Below are 18,349 nucleotides of genomic sequence, written 5' to 3'. Positions count from 1 at the left end.
GAAGTAACTGGCAGACCGTCAAAGAACTGATTGAAGGCAGACTGCTAAAACTCGCTTAGGGAACAGCCGTAACTGCACTTGATGAAGCGTATAGGAAAGCTGTATGAGGGAAAACCTCACGTACGGTTTGATGAGGGGAGGCTGAAAGTAAATGGGCGATCTGTAAAGATCACCCATTGAAATCAGCTTTCTACTTATTCAAGAGCTGGCTTAGACGTGAAGGGCTCTCAGATTATGGCGGGGTGATGATCACATCACGGAGAAATGCAACCAATTCTTCCAGCAGCGACAGATTCACCTTGTCAAGGGTATCATGGCTGGTGTGAGAAATGGTCATGACCCCATCCCGAAGGTTGGAGGAGGTGGCGGTCATGCAGGGAACGCCCTGCTGGAGAAAAATGGAGTGATCTCCTTCATACCAGGCTTCCCCCTGCTCCAGAGAAGAAAACCCGCCAGCGGTGGTCAAGAGTTTTCCAATGTCATCCTCCGACAGGTTGTAGAAAGAAAGGGCTGTTCTGGAATCAACGTGGCCGGCACCGTCGATGTTGATGACCAGCCGGATGTCATCAAACTTTCCGTCGTTTTGCTGCAGGTAGTTCATTTGCCCGGAGACAGCGTAGTAGTCTTCGCCGTTGAAGGGAATGATTTCCAGATCGTCCCGGCCCCGATAATCTTGCAGGGCTTCTGCCAACGACAGCAGTACCGCCACGCCGGTGGTATTATCCAGGGCGCCGGGGGTGGTTTTTTTGGCGTCGATATGGGCGCAGATGAGGATCCGCTTTCTATCGGTTTTCTGGCCGGTGCCTATTTTCCGGGCCACTGGATTATGCCCGGTGGAAGGGATGCGCCGGCTTTGGTGAGCGAGCAAGATTTCCTCATCGGGCTGCTGCTGCCAGATGTGAAGCAGGCGCTCTCCATCTTCTTCTTTCATATAAACAGAGGGAATGTGAAAGTCGCCGTCTTCAAAAACCGGGTAAGGATTCAGTCCCTTGGAGAGCCCTTCTCCCGGGCCTGTGGCGCAGATGATGGCGGCAGGATTCTTTTCTTCCAGCAGGGCAATCAGATGCCGGTGTTCCTCCGGGTTGTAGAAAACAAAGTTTTTGGGCATCAGCTGTTCTTTGGCCAGATCGCCACTTATGAAGAGAATCCGGTGCTCCAGATCAGCAGCCTGAAGCTGGGTCAGTGAATCAGCCGCCACCAGCGGTACCCTCACGTTACAGGGAGGGGAATAGGGGCTGGCATAGGCGGTGAAGTGGTGACTGCCAACCTGCAGGCGAACCGGTGCTTCATCCCAGTCCATGCAGTCAAAGGCGTTAAGCGCCACCTCCCAGCCCAAGGCATTTAGCGTGTCGGCGGCATAAGCCACTGCCTTCTGGTTGGCCGGGCTGCCCACCGACCGGTGGCCCATTTCCACCACCAGTTTTTCCAGATGACGATCAAGACTTGATGGCATTGAGACATTTGCTTCCATGTAAAATACCCCCGTATCAGATTTTATGGAAGGATCATCTCTGCTGATCATTGTCTGCGGATCATCCTTCACAGGCATCTTACCATCTGTCAAGGGGGTGGTGTATCAATGGAGGGTTGAAAAGATGATTGACAGAAAAGATGGGTGGCTGAAACGATAGGAAGCAAATAGACAGGTGGCTGAAACGATAAGTGGCAAATAGACAGGAGGCTGAAATGATTAACAACCAATGGATCGGAGAAGGTCGTCAATCTCATCAGCCTTGGCGGCGAACATTTCCAGCACTGCCAGCCACCGGTCGCCTGTCCAGAGGGCTTCCGCATGGGGATGCTTCAGCGCGTTCAACGCTTCCTCGGGATGCCCTGCATCCAGCAGCGTGAAACAGCGGTGAATGGCAGACATGCTGAACCGGGCCTGGCGCAGCAGATAGATCACCTGGAGACGCTGAATTTCCCGTGGCCGGTAAAACCGGGTCTGGTGCCGGCCCTGCCGGGGCACCTGAATCAGGTCATTCCGCTCCCAGTTGCGCAGGGCCTCCGGGGTGACGCCGATGAGGGCGGCGGCTTCCCTGCGGTTTAGAACGTCACTGGGGTTTGGAATGTCTTTAGAGGCAGGCAATTCCTCTGAGTTAAGCATTTTCAAGGGGTAAAAGGATTCCAGGAGGGTTTCTCCGGTGGTTCGCCGGGATGTGAAAGTACTGGGAGATGTCAAAGCACCATTGGGTACCCAATCAGTTTCAGAAATAAGTTCGGAATTAGCCGCCCATTGGCTGAGAATTTCTATAGCCAAGAGGGCTTTTTCCGCTTCTGCGGCAATGGTTGCCTGATACGACTGGGCATGACGCCGGGCTGTTTCCAGATCCCAGACCTTCAGAGCTTCAACGATTTTCAGAGAAGCCTTGCGAATGGCTTCACCCGGCCATTCGTCCAGATAAATGCAGCGAAGCACCTTTACCTGCACCAAATGGCGGTCATCAAAAACCCGGTAGCCATTGGTGCTGCGGGCGACAGGAGAAATTAACCCCAGGCGTTCATAAAACCGAACCGTGTTGGGATGAATGCCGGTTTTCCGGGCAATGTCACTGGTGCGGTACATAAGCGCTCACCTCCGGCGGCGTTTGGGTTAGGCCTTCAGTTCGATTTCGGTGACACACTGGGTTTTGATTTTTTCCACCAGTGCCTGGAGGGCATCCACCACATGGGGGCGAATGTCACCGCCAATGAGCACGTACATGATGTCGTCTCCCACTGTCAGACGGCCTTCATTAAGCCATGCCCTGATGTAAAAAATGCCTGCCATTTCATAGGTTTCAGCAATGGCAGCCTCTACTTTTGCAGCATCGAAAGAAAAGTCCATGCCCTGTACGGTGGTGCCGTCATCAATGCCCTGGCGCACTTTTGCCTTGGGGGTTTCCCGTACGACGCCGTTGTGAACCAGAAACATGCCGACCTGAGAAGATCGGGGATCGGCCTTGGCTTCACTGAGCCACTGGGTGATATTGGGGGACGGCTTGGACGTGCTGGTGTTGTTCATGGGTGAACACGCTCCTTTTCACATGGTTGGTGGCACATGATTTCAAAGAAATCCACTTTTGATCATGGCGGTTAACAGCGTCTTTTCTTTTTCAGGAACCTCCTCTGTTACTCCTTCTTTAATTGGGTATCTATGGGAAAGAGATACCACCACCATTATATCAGGAGGGATCCAAGATGAGCAGTCCCCAAAAAACAGTGATGACAGGCAATCAGGCCGTTGCACGGGGCTTTTGGGAAGCCGGTGGCTTGGTGGCGGCCAGTTATCCCGGTTCTCCCACCGTGGAAGTGCTGGAAAGTCTGCATCAATTCCCTGAAGTTGAATCAGAGTTTTCCACCAACGAAAAAGTTGCCCTGGAGGTGGCCATTGGCGCTTCTCTCGCGGGGGTTCGGGCACTGGCCAGCATGAAGCATGTGGGGGTGAACATTGCGGCTGACCCCCTCATGACCTTTACCCAGACACCCACCCGGGGCGGGTTCGTACTGATTTCCGGTGATGATCCGGGAATGAACAGCTCTCAGAATGAACAGGATAATCGGAATTTTGCCCGCTTCGCCAACATGGCGGTGCTGGTGCCCTCCAACAGTCAGGAGGCTAAGGACTATACCCGCATGGCCCTTGAAATCAGTGAAGCCTATCATCTGCCAATGATGGTGCAGATCACCAGCCGGGTATGCCACGGGCGCTGTCTCGTGGTGTTGGGAGAACGGGAAACACACAGGGGCACGCCCTTTCCCCGGGAAGTCCCCAATTATGCCATGATCCCTCCCAACACTTTCGATAAACAATACCAGATGAAAGAGCGGCTGGAAAAGCTGGCAGAAGGGCCGGAGATGGAAGGGCTGATGCAGCTGGAAGAGACGCCCGGTGCGGCCACCCTCATCATCACCAGCGGCCTGCCCCATCACAATTTGAAAGAGCTGGAGAATCTGAACCAGCCTGTGAGTATTCTGAAACTGGGGATGCCCTTCCCTCTGCCGGAAAAAAAGCTGAAAGCCCTGGCAGCACAATACGAAAAAGTGATTGTGGTGGAAGAACTGACCCCCTTCATCGAAAACCAGCTGAAGGTGATGGGTATTGCCTGCGAGGGAAAAAGCCTGTTTCCCTTCACCGGCGAGCTGCACACCGAAACCATTGAGGTCGGCCTGATGAAAGCAGGACTGGTGAAACAACCCGCGTACCAGTCGGCAAATCTGAAAGAAGTGAATCTGGCAGAAAGTGTCGCTTCCAGTGAAGATGCCCATGCCAGGGAAGGCGCTGTTTCTGAAGAAGTTGCCGGGCAAGCAGTTCAGGTGCCCTCCCGACCGCCCCTTTTCTGCGCCGGATGCCCTCACCGGCCAGTCTTTGACATTTTAAAAAAGAGCAAGGTGATGGTGAACAACGACATCGGCTGTTACTCCATGGGGCTGTTTCCTCCCTTTGAAGCCTCTCACTCCCTCATCAGCATGGGGGCCACCCTGGGAATCTCCAAGGGGATGTTAAAGGCCAATCGCCAGGCTGGACGCCCCATCCCCCTGGTTTCCGTCATCGGTGACGGCACTTTTTTTCATTCAGGCATGCCGGGGATGGTGAACCTCCTCACGGGGTTGGAGCCGGAGGATAATCTCACTATCTTACTGCTGGACAACGGCACCACCGCCATGACCGGCGGTCAGGCCAATGCTGCCACCGGCGGGCGTTCAGAAACGAATACCCAGCCCTTTGTCGACATTCCCCAGGTTTTAAAAGCCATGGGAGTGGCCGATGTACAGGTGGTGGACCAGTTTCGCTACAAAGAAGCCAGTGAAGCCATCAATAAAGCCATCAAAACCCCGGGATTGTCGGTGATCATCACCACCCGACCCTGTGCGTTACATTTCAAAATCAAAAATCCCATATATCAGGTGGACCCAGCCATCTGCATTGGCTGCCGCACCTGCATCAAAACCAACTGCCCGCCCCTGCGCATGAAGGCTTACGAAGGCTACGACAAGCTGAAGTCTTCCATTGATCCCACCATGTGCGTGGGGTGCAGCATCTGCGCCCAGGTGTGCCCGGTGAACGCCATCAGCCGGCCGGTGGACCGGAATAAGAGCGGGAGCAAGGCGGGCGCCAAAGAAGCTGAAAGTCTTGAAAGTACTGAAGGCGCCGGAGGCAAGAAAACCACACCCTCCCATGGTGCAGAATCCCTTGAAAAGGAGGAAAACCGATGACCACAGTCGCCAACCCAACACCCATCAATGTGATGCTGGCCGGTATTGGGGGCCAGGGGCTGGTGATGACCACCCAGCTCATTTGTCAGGCCGCTTTTTTGGAAGGGTTTGACCTGAAAAGCAACGACGTCATCGGACTCTCCCAGCGGGGAGGCATGGTGTGGGGGTCCATTCGCTTTGGCGATCACATTCATTCCCCCAACATTCCCCCGGGAGAGGGTGACTACCTCATTGGACTGGAACCTCTGGAAACCCTCCGGTGGCAACACCTCATCAAGCCCCAGGGCCGACTTTTAATGAACACCCGCCAGGTGGCCCCCACCCGGGTGCAGCAAGAGCAAGAGCCCTACCCGGTTGAAGCCATTGAAAAAATGCAGGCGGTTCGCCGGACCCACCAACTGGACGCCGTGGCTGAAGCCATGAAGTGTGGCAACGGAAAAGCCGCTAACACCCTGCTGGTGGGGTGCCTTTCCCACTGGATCCCCATCAGTGAAAAAAGCTGGCACCAGGCCATTGATGACACCTACCCAGAAAAGCTTCGGGAAGTGAATCATAAGGCCTGGCGCCGTGGCCGGGAACTGGCGGCGGCCTGGGAGTAAAGATAGAGTTTCGTTGCCATTGGCACAACTGAAAAAGAATGGCAGCCTGCAGGAGGAATGCCCATGAAACTGTCCTTTACCAGAGAAGAAGCCAATTTTTACCTGGATCATGTCTATGGTGCCATGGCCATTGACCTTCAGGGTAATCTGATCTACATGAACCAGCAGTGTGCCGACTACCTGGGGGTAGAGCTGGGGCCTTCACTTGGCAAGCCCGTGACCCAGGTGTTTCCAGATACCAAAATGATGGAAGGGCTGAAGCTGGAAAAATCTGAAGTGGTCTTTTACCATATCCATGGCCGGGTAGGAGCCAGTGTGCACGTACCCCTGAAAAAGAATGGTGTTAAAGTGGGATTGCTGGAATATGACCTTTTCCAGTCTTATGATCCCATGGATGAGTTCGTGGATAACTACAAAGTGTTTCAGACAGAGGTAGTGAACTACTATAAAGAAGAAATCAAACACCTGCGCACCACCAAATATACACTGGAGAACCTCATTGGCAGTTCTCAGCTGATGCAGAAGGTGAGGCGGCGCATCGAATATGCCGCTAAAACCAATTCCACGGTGCTCATTACCGGCGAAACAGGAACGGGAAAAGAGCTGGCGGCTCACGCCATTCACCACTTGAGCCTTCGAAAGTTGCGGGAGTTCATCAAAATCAATGCCTCCACCCTGCCGGAAAGCCTGGCAGACTCAGAGCTTTTCGGGTATGACGAAGGGTCTTTCACAGGAGCCCGAAAAACAGGGAAAAAAGGAAAGTTTGAGCTGGCCCATAAGGGAACCCTGTTCATTGACGAGGTGCATCAAATGCCCCTGGCCCTTCAGCCCAAGCTTTTGCGGGTGCTTCAGGAACGGGAGGTGGAACGGATTGGCGGCGAAAAAACCATTCCAGTGGATGTGCGCATCATTGCCGCCACCAACACTGATCTGGCCGAACAGGTGGAACGGCAGCAGTTTCGTGAAGACCTTTACTATCGCCTGAATGTGGTGGAAGTCCATATGCCTGCTCTTCGGGAGCGCCTGGAAGACCTGCCGGAGCTGGTGGAGGTCACTGTGAACCAGCTGAACAACCTGCTGGGAACCCGGGTTGCTCGGGTGGAGCCTGAAGTGTTGACTCTCTTCAGCCAGTATCATTGGCCGGGAAACGTGAGAGAACTTCAAAATACACTGGAACGGACCATGATTTATGCGGAGGGAGAAACCCTGCGACAAGAGCATCTGGAAGTGGGGTTCTGCCAGTACGCAGGGATTTCCGGAACAACTGCAGATCACCCGTCACCCATTGAAGCAGTGTGCTTTCAGGCCGAAAGAGCGTTGATTCTACAAACACTGAAGGACCATCAGTGGAACAAAACCCGCACAGCCCAGGCTTTGAAGATTGCCCGGCCGGTACTCTATCAAAAAATGAAACGCCTGAAGATCAGTGGTAAATCCCACTAATCCCCTGGGCGTCCACGCCCTTTAGACAGGGGAGTGGCTATAGCCGAAATGTCAGTTAAAAAAGACAGTGTCATTTAAAAAAGACAGTGTCATTTAAAAATGACACTGTCTTTTTGATAGCATTTGCAGGGAAAAGAAAGAAATTGAGGGGAAGGGTGTCATTATAAAATGACGCCCTTCCCCTTTTCACGGAAATCAAAGGAAACAAGCATCAAGTTTGATGTGCGTTGAAATGCCTGAAATGACATGATAAGTGCAATTATTCATAAAAATGACAGGTAATCATCAATGATGGCACGATTAATGCAAAAGATCATTCATGCAGTGGATGCATTACGATGAAGTGGTCAATTGTTAAAGGGGAGATGCGTTGACCAGCAGCGCATTTAGCATCAAGCACTTAGCATCAAGCACTTAGCATCAAGCACTTAGCATCAAGCACTTAGCATCAAGCACTTAGAAATAAGCATTAAGCACCAATCTGTGGGTAGATCACCCGTCTTGAACCAGTGGCCGCAACAAGGGGAAATGTTGGTGGTGCTGGATGCAGTCTGTGTGAGATGCCCGCTGAAAGGAGGGTCAATCAAAAGCCGTTATCACAATGATCAATGAAAACAGCAAAGGAGTGAAGAAAATGGAACATTATGGACTCATCAGCTTAGTCCCCGTTTTGGTGGTGGTCATCCTGGCTTTTGTCACCCGCCGCACTTTTGAACCGTTGCTTATTGGCTCAGTGGTGGGTTTTATCCTGCTGGAAGGGGCCGGATTTTTTCCTGCCTGGCTGGATGCCGTCTACCTGGTCATGATGGATGGTGTCACTGTTTGGATTATTCTCGTGTGCGGTCTTTTCGGCAGTCTTATTAAGCTGCTGGAAAAATCCGGCGGAGCCCTGGGGTTTTCGGCCATGGCCACCAAGCATACCAAATCCAGGGGAGCTGCTCTCATCATCACCTGGGTGCTGGGGATCATCGTTTTTGTGGATGACTATCTCAACGCTCTTTCGGTGGGAGCTGCCATGCGCAAAGTCACTGATCACTACAAGGTGCCCCGGGAAATGCTGGCTTATGTCATTAATTCCACGGGAGCGGCCGTCTGTGTGCTGATTCCTTTTTCCACGTGGTCAGCCTTCATGGCGGGACAGCTGGAAGCCAACAATGTCATGGTGGGCGGCAGTGGTACCAGTGCTTACATTGCCACCATTCCCTACATTCTCTATGCCTGGGTGGCAGTGCTGATTGTCCCCTTGTTTGCCCTGAAAATACTGCCCCGCTTCGGTCCTATGAAGCAGGCGGAAGAACGGGCTGAAACCACGGGCAAGGTATTTCCTGCTTCCCAGCTGGATGAAAACGGCGAAGCCGCTGTGCTGGAATCCCAGCCTGAAGGCGTGCCCAGAGTCATTAATTTCGCCCTGCCCATGCTGTTGCTGGCAGGTGTCACCATCTACACCGAAGATATGCTGGTGGGGGTTATTTTGGCCATCGTCACCTGTGCCGTCATGTTCATACCTCAAAAACTGATGAGTCTGAATGCCTTTTTTGACCATGCACTGGAAGGCTTCAAAGATATGGTGCTGGTGCTGGGCATCATTGTGGCTGCCTTTTTCCTGCAACAGGCCAACGAAGGGCTGGGGCTGACCCCCTTTGTCATTGAAACCGTTGAGCCATTGATGAGTCCCGCACTGCTGCCCGCCATTTCATTCATGGTGGTGGGGTTCCTGGCTTTTGCCACGGGAAGCTTCTGGGGAGTGGCTGCCATCGCTTTCCCCATTATTATCCCCCTGGGCACCTCTTTGGGAGTGGACCTCTTTTTAGTGAGCGGTGCCATCATTTCAGCCGCAGCCTTCGGAAGTCATACCTGTTTTTACGGCGATGCCGTTACCCTCACCTGTGCTTCTTCCCAGATCAAAAACATGGACTATGCCAAAACAGCCATACCTCTGGTGGCCCTGCCCACCCTGCTGGGAATCATTCTCTTTGTGGTGATGGGCACCATCATGGCGTAATTCAGGGAGCATTAACAGATGAGAGAAATCAATGATTGCAGCAGCGTCAAATCAAGGAAGTCTAATAATCAATGGGGAGAGAACGCATATGAAAAAAGGAACCATGACCATTGCTATGCTGCAGCATGCCTGCGGTACCGACCGGGAAGCCAATGTGGAAAAGGCCATGCAGATGGCCAGAGAAGCTGCCGCAAAAGGGGCGCAGGTGATTTGCACCCAGGAACTTTTTGCAGGTCAATATTTTCCCCAGACCATTGACGTTGAAAAATATGGCTGGGCAGAACCCATTCCAGGCCCCACCTATGAAAAAATGCAGGCCCTGGCAAGGGAACTGCAGGTGGTGATGCTGGTATCCATTTATGAGTATGCCATGGACGGTGTCTACTTCAACACAGCCATCGTTTTTGACGCCGACGGCACCTATCTGGGGAAATATCGGAAGCACCATATTCCTGAAGGGCCCCAGTACATTGAAAAATACTACTTTACCCCCGGTGACACCGGCTATCCCGTTTTTAAAACCCGCTTCGGCAACATTGGTGTGCTCATCTGCTGGGACGAGTGGTTCCCAGAACCTTCCCGCATTCTGGCACTGAAGGGAGCAGACATTGTTTTCTACCCGTCAGCCATTGGCTCTGAGCCAGACAATCCAGATTTGGACACCTCCCAAACCTGGGTAGATGCCATTCGTGCCCACGGCATTCACAACAACATGTACGTGGCCACCGTGAACCGGGTGGGCCGGGAAGAGAGCGATGAGGGGCATATGGATTTTTACGGCCGCAGCTTCATCAGCGATCCCTGGGGGAAGGTGCTGGCCGAGTCTGGCCGCACAGAAGATGAAATTCTCATGGCCACCCTTGATCTGGCAGAGATCAGAAAAGCCCGGGATATTCTCCAGTTTCACCGGGACCGGCGGGTGGACAGCTATGGCGAAATTTTGCAGAAAGTGATCACTGATTAGGAAGAAGGGACGTTATGAAAGCAGATTATCTTATTTGGGGGAAGGCCATTTTCGACAGCATTCAGCCAGAACCCTTTGCCGGATTTGTGGCTGTGCAGGGAAACCGCATTCTGCAGGTGGGCACCAGCCGGCAGGAGGCAGATGCCTTGACCGGTACAGCCACCAGAATCCTGGATGCCGGCGACGGGCTGGTGATGCCCGCCTTCTTCGACAGCCATACCCATCTGGTGCTGGCCGGCATGTACCAGCAGTGTGTCAATCTGGGAGAGGCCCGCACCGAAGCCGATGCGGCTGCCATGGTGCAGGGCTACGCCGCATCCGTTCCAGACCAGGAGTGGGTCATCGGTTTCAACTGGTACCATGTGTTTTGGGAAGAACCCCGGCTGCCGACCCGCCACTCGCTGGATCAATGGCTGCCTCATCGACCGGTGATACTTGTCAATGCTGAAGCACACGGTGCCTGGGTAAATACCAAGGCTCTTGAACTGGCCGGCATTACCCGGGATACCCCCAACCCGCCCTATGGCACCATTCACCGGGATGATGCCGGCGAAGCCACCGGGTTTTTGGAAGAGGCTGCCCTGGGATTGGTGGGTCGGCTGGCCTTTGATTTATCACCTTCACAGGAAAAAGAGTATATCAGGGACTACCTGAAAAGTGCCGCTGGCTATGGCATCACAGCCGTGAAAGATATGCAGCCCTATTTTGGCCGTAACCTGGGCAATTTGCAGGTGTATGCTCAGATGGAAGCTGACGGTGAGCTGCCCCTGCGGGTGCATGCGGCCCCTGATTTACTGGGAGATTTGGATGAAGCAGAAAACTGGCGCCGCACCTACGCCAGTGAACGGCTGCAGGTACGTCATTTGAAACAATTTATGGATGGTGTCTCCACCACCCACACGGCACTGATGCTGGAAGATTATGCTGACGGTCCGCCGGGAGACCGGGGCGCCAGCCTCTGCGACCTGGAAGCCATCGGCCACGCCATTGGTGAAGGCCACCGGCGGAACTTCAGCATCTGCCTTCATTCCTGTGGAGACCGTTCCGCCAGACTGGCACTGGATTATATTGAAGCAGCAGTAAAGTTGCATGGCCCTCGGGCTGTACGCCACACCATTGAGCATAATGAGTTGGTGGACCCGACAGATATTCCCCGGTACCGGCAGCTGGAGGTGATTCCCTCCTTTATGCCGGAGCATCTGGCAATGACCCAAACCTTTGCCGCCACCCCCTTTCGCCAGGTGATGGGAGAAGAACGGGCTGCCCGCATGTTTGCCATGAAGTCTTTCCAGCGGGAAACCGGGCTCCTGGCCATTGGCAGCGATTGCCCTGTGGTGAGTAACAACCCTTTTCTGGAGATCTACCGGGCAGTCACCCGGCTGCATAACGACGGGGAGCCCACCGGCGGATGGACTCCCTCAGAAAAATTGACCATGGCAGAAGTACTTCGGGGCTACACCTACGGTTCGGCCTACAGTGCCGGCAGAGAGGCAGCACTGGGCACCCTGGCACCGGGCAGGCTGGCCGACATGGTGATTCTCGACCAGAATCTTTTTGACATTGACCCGGAAGCCATTCGCCGTACCCGGGTGACGTTTACCATGATGGACGGGGCCATCATCAACGGGTGATCAGAGACAGGAACGGTCGCTTTTTCAATGTCAATAGCAATTTCCAGAATGGCGGCCCCAATGCATTGGGCCGCCTCACTTTGCGTCAAACTCACTTTTCGATATCTCCCAGTGACTGACAGTATCATCGTCTGAATCCATACCCATTATTCAATCTCAAATAAGAAATCTGTCACAGCTTCTTTGCACATAAGATATCCTGCAATGGCAAGAGAAATGATGTTGAATCGGTCCAGTGGTTGTTTGCTCAAATGATAAGAACCTCTTTTTCATGACGGTAGTTTATCGTATGAGGTGATATTTTCTCAAGTTAACCTTTAGGTGACATTATCACTAGATAAGTACAATATTCATCTAAAAACACTTGATAAAGCATCCATAAGAGTGTATAATTCAAATTGCCAACGATGGCAAAATAATAATACTCAGAGGAGGACAGTCATGAAAAAATGGATTTGTCTGATAGTGATTGCGATGATGTTGTTGACATTACCAGCTTGTGGACAAAAAGAGGGTAGTGGCGAGTTGGTTATTTACTCCAATTCCCTCACTGATGGTCGTGGTGAATGGGTAGAGGAAAAAGCGAAAGAAGCAGGCTTTACTGTCACGGCAGTTCAGGTTGGTGGTGGAGATCTTGCCAATCGTCTGATTGCAGAAAAGAATAATCCGGTTGCCGACATCGTTTTTGGTTTAAACACAATGGGATTTGAATCCTTAAAAAATGAAAACGTTCTCCTTGAATATGTTCCTGAATGGGCCGGTGAAGTTGAGGAAGGCATGAACGATAAGGATGGATACTATCATTCATTGGTCAAGCAAGCCATATTACTGATATACAGCCAAGATGTGTATAGTGAAGCAACGGGTCCCCAGGATTGGACAGATTTATGGGAGAACCCAGCATTTCATGGTCAGTATTTTCTGTTTTCAAGTCTTTCAGGCGGCACAACGAGGGCGGTTATTAGCGGCATCTTAGTACGGTATCTAGATGAGAACGGAGAGTTGGGTGTATCCGAAGAAGGCTGGGAAGCTGTTAAACAACTCTATGACAATGGATACATTGCAAAAGAGGGTGAAGAATTTTATGCGCTATTAGCAGAAGGAACAACGCCAATGGGCCAAATGTGGTCAAGTGGACTTGCAGCCCGGGAAGAGCAATATGGCGTCAAGTCTTACTATGCGAAGCCGGCGGTGGGCGTTCCTTATGTGGTTGAACAGATTGGTATTATTGACGGATCTTCAAACATTGATGAAGCGAAGAAGTTTTTAGATTGGTTTGGCTCGGCAGAAGTACAAGGCAAATGGGCTGAAGAATTTTATTCTTTACCGGCTAACAAAGAAGCACTTTCATTTGCGCCAGAATATATTAGAGCCATTGACGAATCCCTTACTGTTCAAGACATTGATTGGGGCTTTGTTGGTGCCCATATCGAAAAGTGGGCCGAAAAAATAGAGTTGGAAATCATGAGATAAAACAACTCAATCCTGCGACAGCCGAGTTCATTCTTCGGCTGTCGCTATTAAAGCGATTGAAAAAGTTGAAGGAGTGTAAAATGATTACATTCGATAACGTAGAGATCAGGTACGGGGATTTTGTGGCAATCCAAAACCTTAATTTAATCATTAACGAAGGTGAGTTTTTCACGTTGCTAGGGCCATCTGGCTGCGGTAAAACAACCACGTTACGTAGTCTGGTGGGTTTTATTAAGCCTTCTCAGGGCACTATTCTGATCGAAGGAGTCAGGGTGAACGATAAACCGGTGGAAGAAAGAGAGATAGGCATTGTTTTCCAGAGCTATGCGCTATTCCCGACAATGAATGTGTTTGACAATATTGCATTTGGCCTTCAGTTGCAAAAAAAATCCAAAACGTTGATTGAGCAAATGGTTTGGGAAATAGCAGAGAAAGTAGATTTAAACAATGAGCAGTTGAATAAAAGAGTCTCAGAGTTAAGTGGAGGCCAGCAACAACGAGTCGCAATTGCACGGGCGTTAGTCATGAAACCTAAAATACTTGCTTTAGATGAACCACTTTCAAATTTGGATGCAAATTTGAGAGGGCAGCTTCGAATGGAGCTGAAAAGGCTGCAAAGAGAATTTGGGATCACCACCATCTATGTCACCCATGATCAAGAAGAAGCTTTAACCATTTCAGATAGAATCGCAGTGTTTAATAAGGGTTATTTAGAGCAAGTAGGCACACCAAAAGAAATCTACAATGAGTCGAAAACTGAATTTGTAACGAATTTTATTGGGGACATTAATTTATTGCCGGGGAATCTGAAAAAAGAGTTGGAAATAGACATCAAGCTTCAAGCCTACATCAGACTGGAAAAGATCTATTTAGAACCCCCTCACCCGAGCCCTGAGAGATATCATAAATTGGGGGTGGTACTTGTAGAGAAAGAGTATTATGGAAATCTGAGTAAATACACCTATCAGTACCAAGGTGACCTGATGAGAAGTTATGTGATCGATAACGAAAGAAACGATTGTGCCATTGGGGATCACGTAGACATTTACATTGATAAAAATGCCATTTTAACTTTTTAGGCCAATGAATGGCGCTGTTTTCGAAAAAACTTCGGCCCTGGTTGAACTGCCTCGGCTCCACTTAATTGCACAAGGGGAGTTAATATGAAACATATAATGGCTAAAATGAAAAAGGTAAATGCAATGCACTTCTTATTTTTGAGTGGAACGACATGGTTGCTTTTTGCTTTTCTGATATTTCCAAATATCAACTTGATCTTTGAAACTTTTTTTCAGGATGGCCGCTTCACGATTTCTGCCATTGAACGTTTTATGAAATCAGGCAGGGCCATGCGAAGTCTAAAAAATAGTTTTATTCTGGCGGGAACGTTGGCAATCACCGTCAACCTATTGGGGACGTTCATTGTTTTGGTGTCTGATTATTTCAAAATAAAAGGCAGCCGGTTTCTGAAAATCGGGTATAGCAGTACGTTAGTATACGGTGGAATTGTACTGGCGTCCGGCTATCTTTTTGTGTATGGAAGCTCAGGTGTGATAACGAACATGCTAATGAAAATTTTTCCTGCGATGAATCCACACTGGTTTGAAGGATATGGTGCGGTTACATTTGTGATGACTTTTGCGTTAACAAGTTTTCATATTATATTTTTATCTGACGCTTTAAAGAATATTGATTACCAAACCATAGAAGCGGCAAAAAGTATGGGAGCTTCCAGTTGGACGATCTTAACAAAAGTGGTCTTGCCGGTGCTAAGCCCCAATTATTTTGCCATCACCATCCTCATTGTGTTGACTGGATTAGGTGCGACCTCAGCACCATTAATGATCGGAGGAGAACATTTTCAGACAATCAATCCGATGATTATCAGATTCTCAAAAAGCATTGCCTCGCGTGATATTGCAACGGTCTTATCTCTCATACTCGGGATAGCGACCATCTTCACTTTGTTTATTTCCAAAATAATAGAGTCAAGGTATCACTACATGTCTGTTTCAAAAGTCAAAACAACGTTGATAAAGCAAGAAATTAAAAATCCTGCGGTTAATATACTCTTGCATGTCAGCGCCTATACCATTTTTCTGATCTATGTGATTCCAATTCTATTGATCATTATTTACTCGTTTACTGATGGGTATACCATCGCCACCGGAAATATCAGAATCAGTTCTTTCACGCTGCAAAACTACACGTCGCTGCTATTTCAACCTTCCTCATACAAACCCTACTTGACAAGTATCGTCTATGCTACCCTTGCAGCTTTCATGGTGGGTGCGTTGATTTTGACACTGGCACGGTACCTGAGGAGTGGAAAATCCTTCTACAGAAGTGTCGTGGATTATGCACTGATGACCCCGTGGCTGCTTCCTTCAACACTGATCGCCATGGGTTTAATAGTGACATATGATACCAAAAGAATGTTGTTGTTTGGAAAGGTTTTGACAGGAACACCGGTGATGTTGTTAGTGGGGTACATCATTATCAAGATTCCTTTCACTTTACGCATGACCAATGCGGCCTTGTACAATGTGGACCATTCATTAGAAGAAGCGGCTAAAAGCATGGGAGCGAGACCGTTTTATATTTTTCGTAAAATCGTATTCCCTGTCATTCGCCCCTTTATTCTGGCGATTTTTGTCCTTAATTTTAATGCGCTGTTGGCAGATTATGATTTGTCTGTATTACTCTATCACCCGCTGTATGAGCCATTGGGTGTTGTCATGAAGAATAATGCCGAAAGTCAAATTAATCCCAATGCTCAAGCGCTTGTATTGGTCTACTCGGTGATTTTGATGCTGATTTCAACGATTTCATTGTCATTAGTTTATGGCAAACAAAAGAAAGTTCTTTAAATTGGAGGAACATCAAACTGGAGGAACATCCATGAAAGAGTTTAAAAGTGACTTCATGAGAGCATGGATACAATCATATAATCAATATAATCGCTTTGAATTTTTTGAGTTTCAAATCGACTTATCAAAGGGTAAACATATGCTGTATGATAAAGTGGCCGAAGTTTCTTTTGAAGACGATGATCTGAAAAAGCAATATTATCGTGAAATAGAAGGCTATTTTTTAAACGATGCACAGTATCGCACCAAGTACAATTTAGAGATATATGGTGACTTAGTGAGAATTAGAAAACAGTTTTTGCCTGGTATTAACAGGATGAATGACTTCAAAAGAAATCATGGTAACATATCATTGACAGAGATCGCATTTTATAATATTGATGAAAATAAACGCAACTCGTTACGTCTTGTATGGGAAGAAAACAGGTGCCTGCCTACTTTTCGCGGCAAGCCTTTATTGATTGTGAGCGAGCACTATCAACAGCTTGAACTGATGTTAAGATATTTGGAAAAAATAGGAGCAACGCATTCAATCAGTGTGTTGGTTAAGGTGCATGAGGTCATCAATGAGCCCACGTATGAAGAGCTGTTGCATTTAGTACGACGGTTCGACAAATTAGAGATTGACATCCAATTGGATCAATCAGACGAGCCGTACATCAATCCAGCCCATCCATCATTTGGTCAGCAGGAGCGGTTAACCATTCTGTTGGGCGAATTAAGCCTGTATCGGGTCAATGATATACCGGGAGATAAACTAATCATCGGAAATGCGTTGAATCCTTATTCACAGGGCTTCACCAATTTATTTGAAGTGTATGGGGATGGCGTGCATCCCTTTCTGGCATATATAAAAAAGAATGAGTTCGCTTACAAAAATTGCACGATGGTTGAGAAGGGAGCCTATTCACTCTACCATTATGCGCACCAGTTACATGAAAACGACAAACGATTAGCTTCTAATTATTATGAATATGACATGCAGCACACGCCGTCATTACCTTCGCAAATCAGCTTATATCATCGTGCAAATCCCCCGTTGCAGTATGCGAAAGCCGTCATTCATCCAAAAGAATTACAGCATGTCACATTTGTCTCTCCGTATCAAACCCAAAAAGACCTGGTGTATCCGAGGGCTTACTTCAAAAACAAAAGTGGTGATTATGTATACTTAAACGGGTTGTATTTTTACACAGAAAAACTGAGAGATGAATATAATGCCGGCATCTCCCCTAAAGAAAAGAAATTAACCCTTAAGAATTTTTATATGGATTATTTATACTATCAAGAGGGGATAGAACTACCGCCTTTGTTTAACAAAGCATTCGTTGGCATTACAAGGGATGGGGATGTAATTGCTGGCAATAGAGTCATTAACAAAGCTAAAATCAAGCTTTTAAACAGCACGTATGAACTGGAAGAAAGTCAGATCAATCCCATGGACGGGGAACAAGCCGTTTTCTTGATGACGCCATTTGATGGCAATTCAGCTGAGAAGATGAAGAACCGCTACAATTTAGTGTTCATTAATAATGTGCTGCAGGACTTTTTTTATGGGACTCGAACCGTACCGCCAACGGCCATTGTCTTATCTTTCAAATACTTTGATTTTAATCTTATCAGTGAAATGGCAACAGTATCCATGCACATGGAAATTGATTATCCGAAAGACATACCTAAAAGCACGTGGGATCAGGTCGTGGTGGCAGCGGGCGGCGGCACCTTTCTCTATAAAAATGGTGAGAACTTAGTTGAAACCTACGCCAAGCAATTATCAAATTTTGAGAATGAAGGGTGGTTGCATGAGAATTCTTTAAAGTCACAAGAAACCATTGTGCACGAATTCAAAAGAGGACCTCGCAGCGTCATTGGAAAGACACTGGCTGGCGAAATGTTGCTATATTCTTTTTCGGGTAGAATTAAGGAGAGTGAAGGAGTTAGATTTGATGAGGTGGTGGTGCATGTCTTAAGGGAGCATCAAGATTTAGATTGGCTGGTGAATTTAGATGGCGGGGCATCCAGTTGTCTGGGATATGCCAGCCAAGGTGTTTTTACCGAATTAAATATTCCCTGTGCTTCAAAATACAATGCGACTGGCATGGTGAGACCCGTCAATTCCTTTTTTGTGTTTCAGCTGAAATGCAATCAGGAAAATAAAAAATGAATAGGTA

13 protein-coding genes are annotated in these 18,349 nt (G+C 48.9%); 10 read left to right on the top strand and 3 right to left on the bottom strand.

The window, feature by feature from the left end:
- Positions 1–232 precede the first annotated feature (232 nt).
- From QOL74_RS14385 to QOL74_RS14375, 3 genes are all read right to left on the bottom strand, one after another.
- Positions 233–1,471, bottom strand: coding sequence for a M28 family peptidase (locus QOL74_RS14385; RefSeq protein WP_283410192.1), 1,239 nt, complete (start codon positions 1,469–1,471; stop codon positions 233–235).
- A gap of 219 nt (positions 1,472–1,690) precedes the next feature.
- Positions 1,691–2,566, bottom strand: a complete 876-nt coding sequence (locus QOL74_RS14380; RefSeq protein WP_283410191.1) for a MerR family transcriptional regulator — start codon at positions 2,564–2,566, stop codon at positions 1,691–1,693.
- 27 nt (positions 2,567–2,593) lie between these two features.
- Positions 2,594–3,004: a molybdenum cofactor biosynthesis protein MoaE gene (locus QOL74_RS14375; RefSeq protein WP_283410190.1), complete on the bottom strand. Its 411-nt coding sequence runs from the start codon at positions 3,002–3,004 to the stop codon at positions 2,594–2,596.
- A gap of 176 nt (positions 3,005–3,180) precedes the next feature.
- On the opposite strand from QOL74_RS14375, the gene QOL74_RS14370 reads away from it, so the two are divergent.
- The 10 genes from QOL74_RS14370 (at position 3,181) to QOL74_RS14325 (ending at position 18,342) form a co-directional block, all read left to right on the top strand.
- Positions 3,181–5,196, top strand: a complete 2,016-nt coding sequence (locus QOL74_RS14370; RefSeq protein WP_283410189.1) for a thiamine pyrophosphate-dependent enzyme — start codon at positions 3,181–3,183, stop codon at positions 5,194–5,196.
- Complete coding sequence (locus QOL74_RS14365; RefSeq protein ID WP_283410188.1) at positions 5,193–5,795, top strand: indolepyruvate oxidoreductase subunit beta; 603 nt, start codon at positions 5,193–5,195, stop codon at positions 5,793–5,795. Before QOL74_RS14370 ends, QOL74_RS14365 begins: the two co-directional genes overlap by 4 nt.
- Before the next feature lie 63 nt (positions 5,796–5,858).
- A complete protein-coding gene (locus tag QOL74_RS14360; RefSeq protein ID WP_283410187.1) occupies positions 5,859–7,238 on the top strand; it encodes a sigma-54 interaction domain-containing protein in 1,380 nt (459 codons plus the stop codon).
- Between the two features lie 634 nt (positions 7,239–7,872).
- Positions 7,873–9,240: a Na+/H+ antiporter NhaC family protein gene (locus QOL74_RS14355; RefSeq protein ID WP_283410186.1), complete on the top strand. Its 1,368-nt coding sequence runs from the start codon at positions 7,873–7,875 to the stop codon at positions 9,238–9,240.
- A gap of 88 nt (positions 9,241–9,328) precedes the next feature.
- On the top strand, positions 9,329–10,204 hold the full coding sequence (locus tag QOL74_RS14350) for a carbon-nitrogen hydrolase (protein WP_283410185.1): 876 nt from the start codon (positions 9,329–9,331) through the stop codon (positions 10,202–10,204).
- 14 nt (positions 10,205–10,218) lie between these two features.
- Positions 10,219–11,835, top strand: a complete 1,617-nt coding sequence (locus tag QOL74_RS14345) for an amidohydrolase (protein ID WP_283410184.1) — start codon at positions 10,219–10,221, stop codon at positions 11,833–11,835.
- A 441-nt stretch (positions 11,836–12,276) separates the two neighbouring features.
- Positions 12,277–13,308: an extracellular solute-binding protein gene (locus tag QOL74_RS14340; RefSeq protein WP_283410183.1), complete on the top strand. Its 1,032-nt coding sequence runs from the start codon at positions 12,277–12,279 to the stop codon at positions 13,306–13,308.
- An 80-nt stretch (positions 13,309–13,388) separates the two neighbouring features.
- On the top strand, positions 13,389–14,387 hold the full coding sequence (locus QOL74_RS14335) for an ABC transporter ATP-binding protein (protein WP_283410182.1): 999 nt from the start codon (positions 13,389–13,391) through the stop codon (positions 14,385–14,387).
- A gap of 84 nt (positions 14,388–14,471) precedes the next feature.
- Positions 14,472–16,178 (top strand): ABC transporter permease, encoded by a 1,707-nt coding sequence (locus QOL74_RS14330; RefSeq protein ID WP_283410181.1) that lies wholly within the window; start codon positions 14,472–14,474, stop codon positions 16,176–16,178.
- 31 nt (positions 16,179–16,209) lie between these two features.
- Positions 16,210–18,342 carry a phosphodiester glycosidase family protein gene (locus QOL74_RS14325; protein WP_283410180.1) on the top strand — a complete coding sequence of 711 codons (2,133 nt, stop codon included), beginning with the start codon at positions 16,210–16,212 and terminating at the stop codon, positions 18,340–18,342.
- The last annotated feature ends 7 nt before the right edge of the window (positions 18,343–18,349 follow it).

The sequence above is a fragment of the Anoxynatronum buryatiense genome, from assembly GCF_900182905.1.
In the GTDB taxonomy this organism is placed as follows: domain Bacteria; phylum Bacillota; class Clostridia; order Peptostreptococcales; family Tindalliaceae; genus Anoxynatronum; species Anoxynatronum buryatiense.
The sequence above is the reverse complement of the archived record's forward strand: the minus strand, read 5'-3'. Positions and strand labels throughout refer to the sequence as shown.

Bases quoted from the DNA above. Each gene is read 5' to 3' on its own strand.
- QOL74_RS14360 (WP_283410187.1), top strand. From the start codon at position 5,859: ATGAAACTGTCCTTTACCAGAGAAGAAGCCAATTTTTACCTGGATCAT.
- QOL74_RS14335 (WP_283410182.1), top strand. From the start codon at position 13,389: ATGATTACATTCGATAACGTAGAGATCAGGTACGGGGATTTTGTGGCA.
- QOL74_RS14325 (WP_283410180.1), top strand. From the start codon at position 16,210: ATGAAAGAGTTTAAAAGTGACTTCATGAGAGCATGGATACAATCATAT.
- QOL74_RS14380 (WP_283410191.1), bottom strand. From the start codon at position 2,566: ATGTACCGCACCAGTGACATTGCCCGGAAAACCGGCATTCATCCCAAC.
- QOL74_RS14330 (WP_283410181.1), top strand. From the start codon at position 14,472: ATGAAACATATAATGGCTAAAATGAAAAAGGTAAATGCAATGCACTTC.
- QOL74_RS14345 (WP_283410184.1), top strand. From the start codon at position 10,219: ATGAAAGCAGATTATCTTATTTGGGGGAAGGCCATTTTCGACAGCATT.
- QOL74_RS14340 (WP_283410183.1), top strand. From the start codon at position 12,277: ATGAAAAAATGGATTTGTCTGATAGTGATTGCGATGATGTTGTTGACA.
- QOL74_RS14365 (WP_283410188.1), top strand. From the start codon at position 5,193: ATGACCACAGTCGCCAACCCAACACCCATCAATGTGATGCTGGCCGGT.
- QOL74_RS14385 (WP_283410192.1), bottom strand. From the start codon at position 1,471: ATGGAAGCAAATGTCTCAATGCCATCAAGTCTTGATCGTCATCTGGAA.
- QOL74_RS14375 (WP_283410190.1), bottom strand. From the start codon at position 3,004: ATGAACAACACCAGCACGTCCAAGCCGTCCCCCAATATCACCCAGTGG.
- QOL74_RS14370 (WP_283410189.1), top strand. From the start codon at position 3,181: ATGAGCAGTCCCCAAAAAACAGTGATGACAGGCAATCAGGCCGTTGCA.
- QOL74_RS14355 (WP_283410186.1), top strand. From the start codon at position 7,873: ATGGAACATTATGGACTCATCAGCTTAGTCCCCGTTTTGGTGGTGGTC.
- QOL74_RS14350 (WP_283410185.1), top strand. From the start codon at position 9,329: ATGAAAAAAGGAACCATGACCATTGCTATGCTGCAGCATGCCTGCGGT.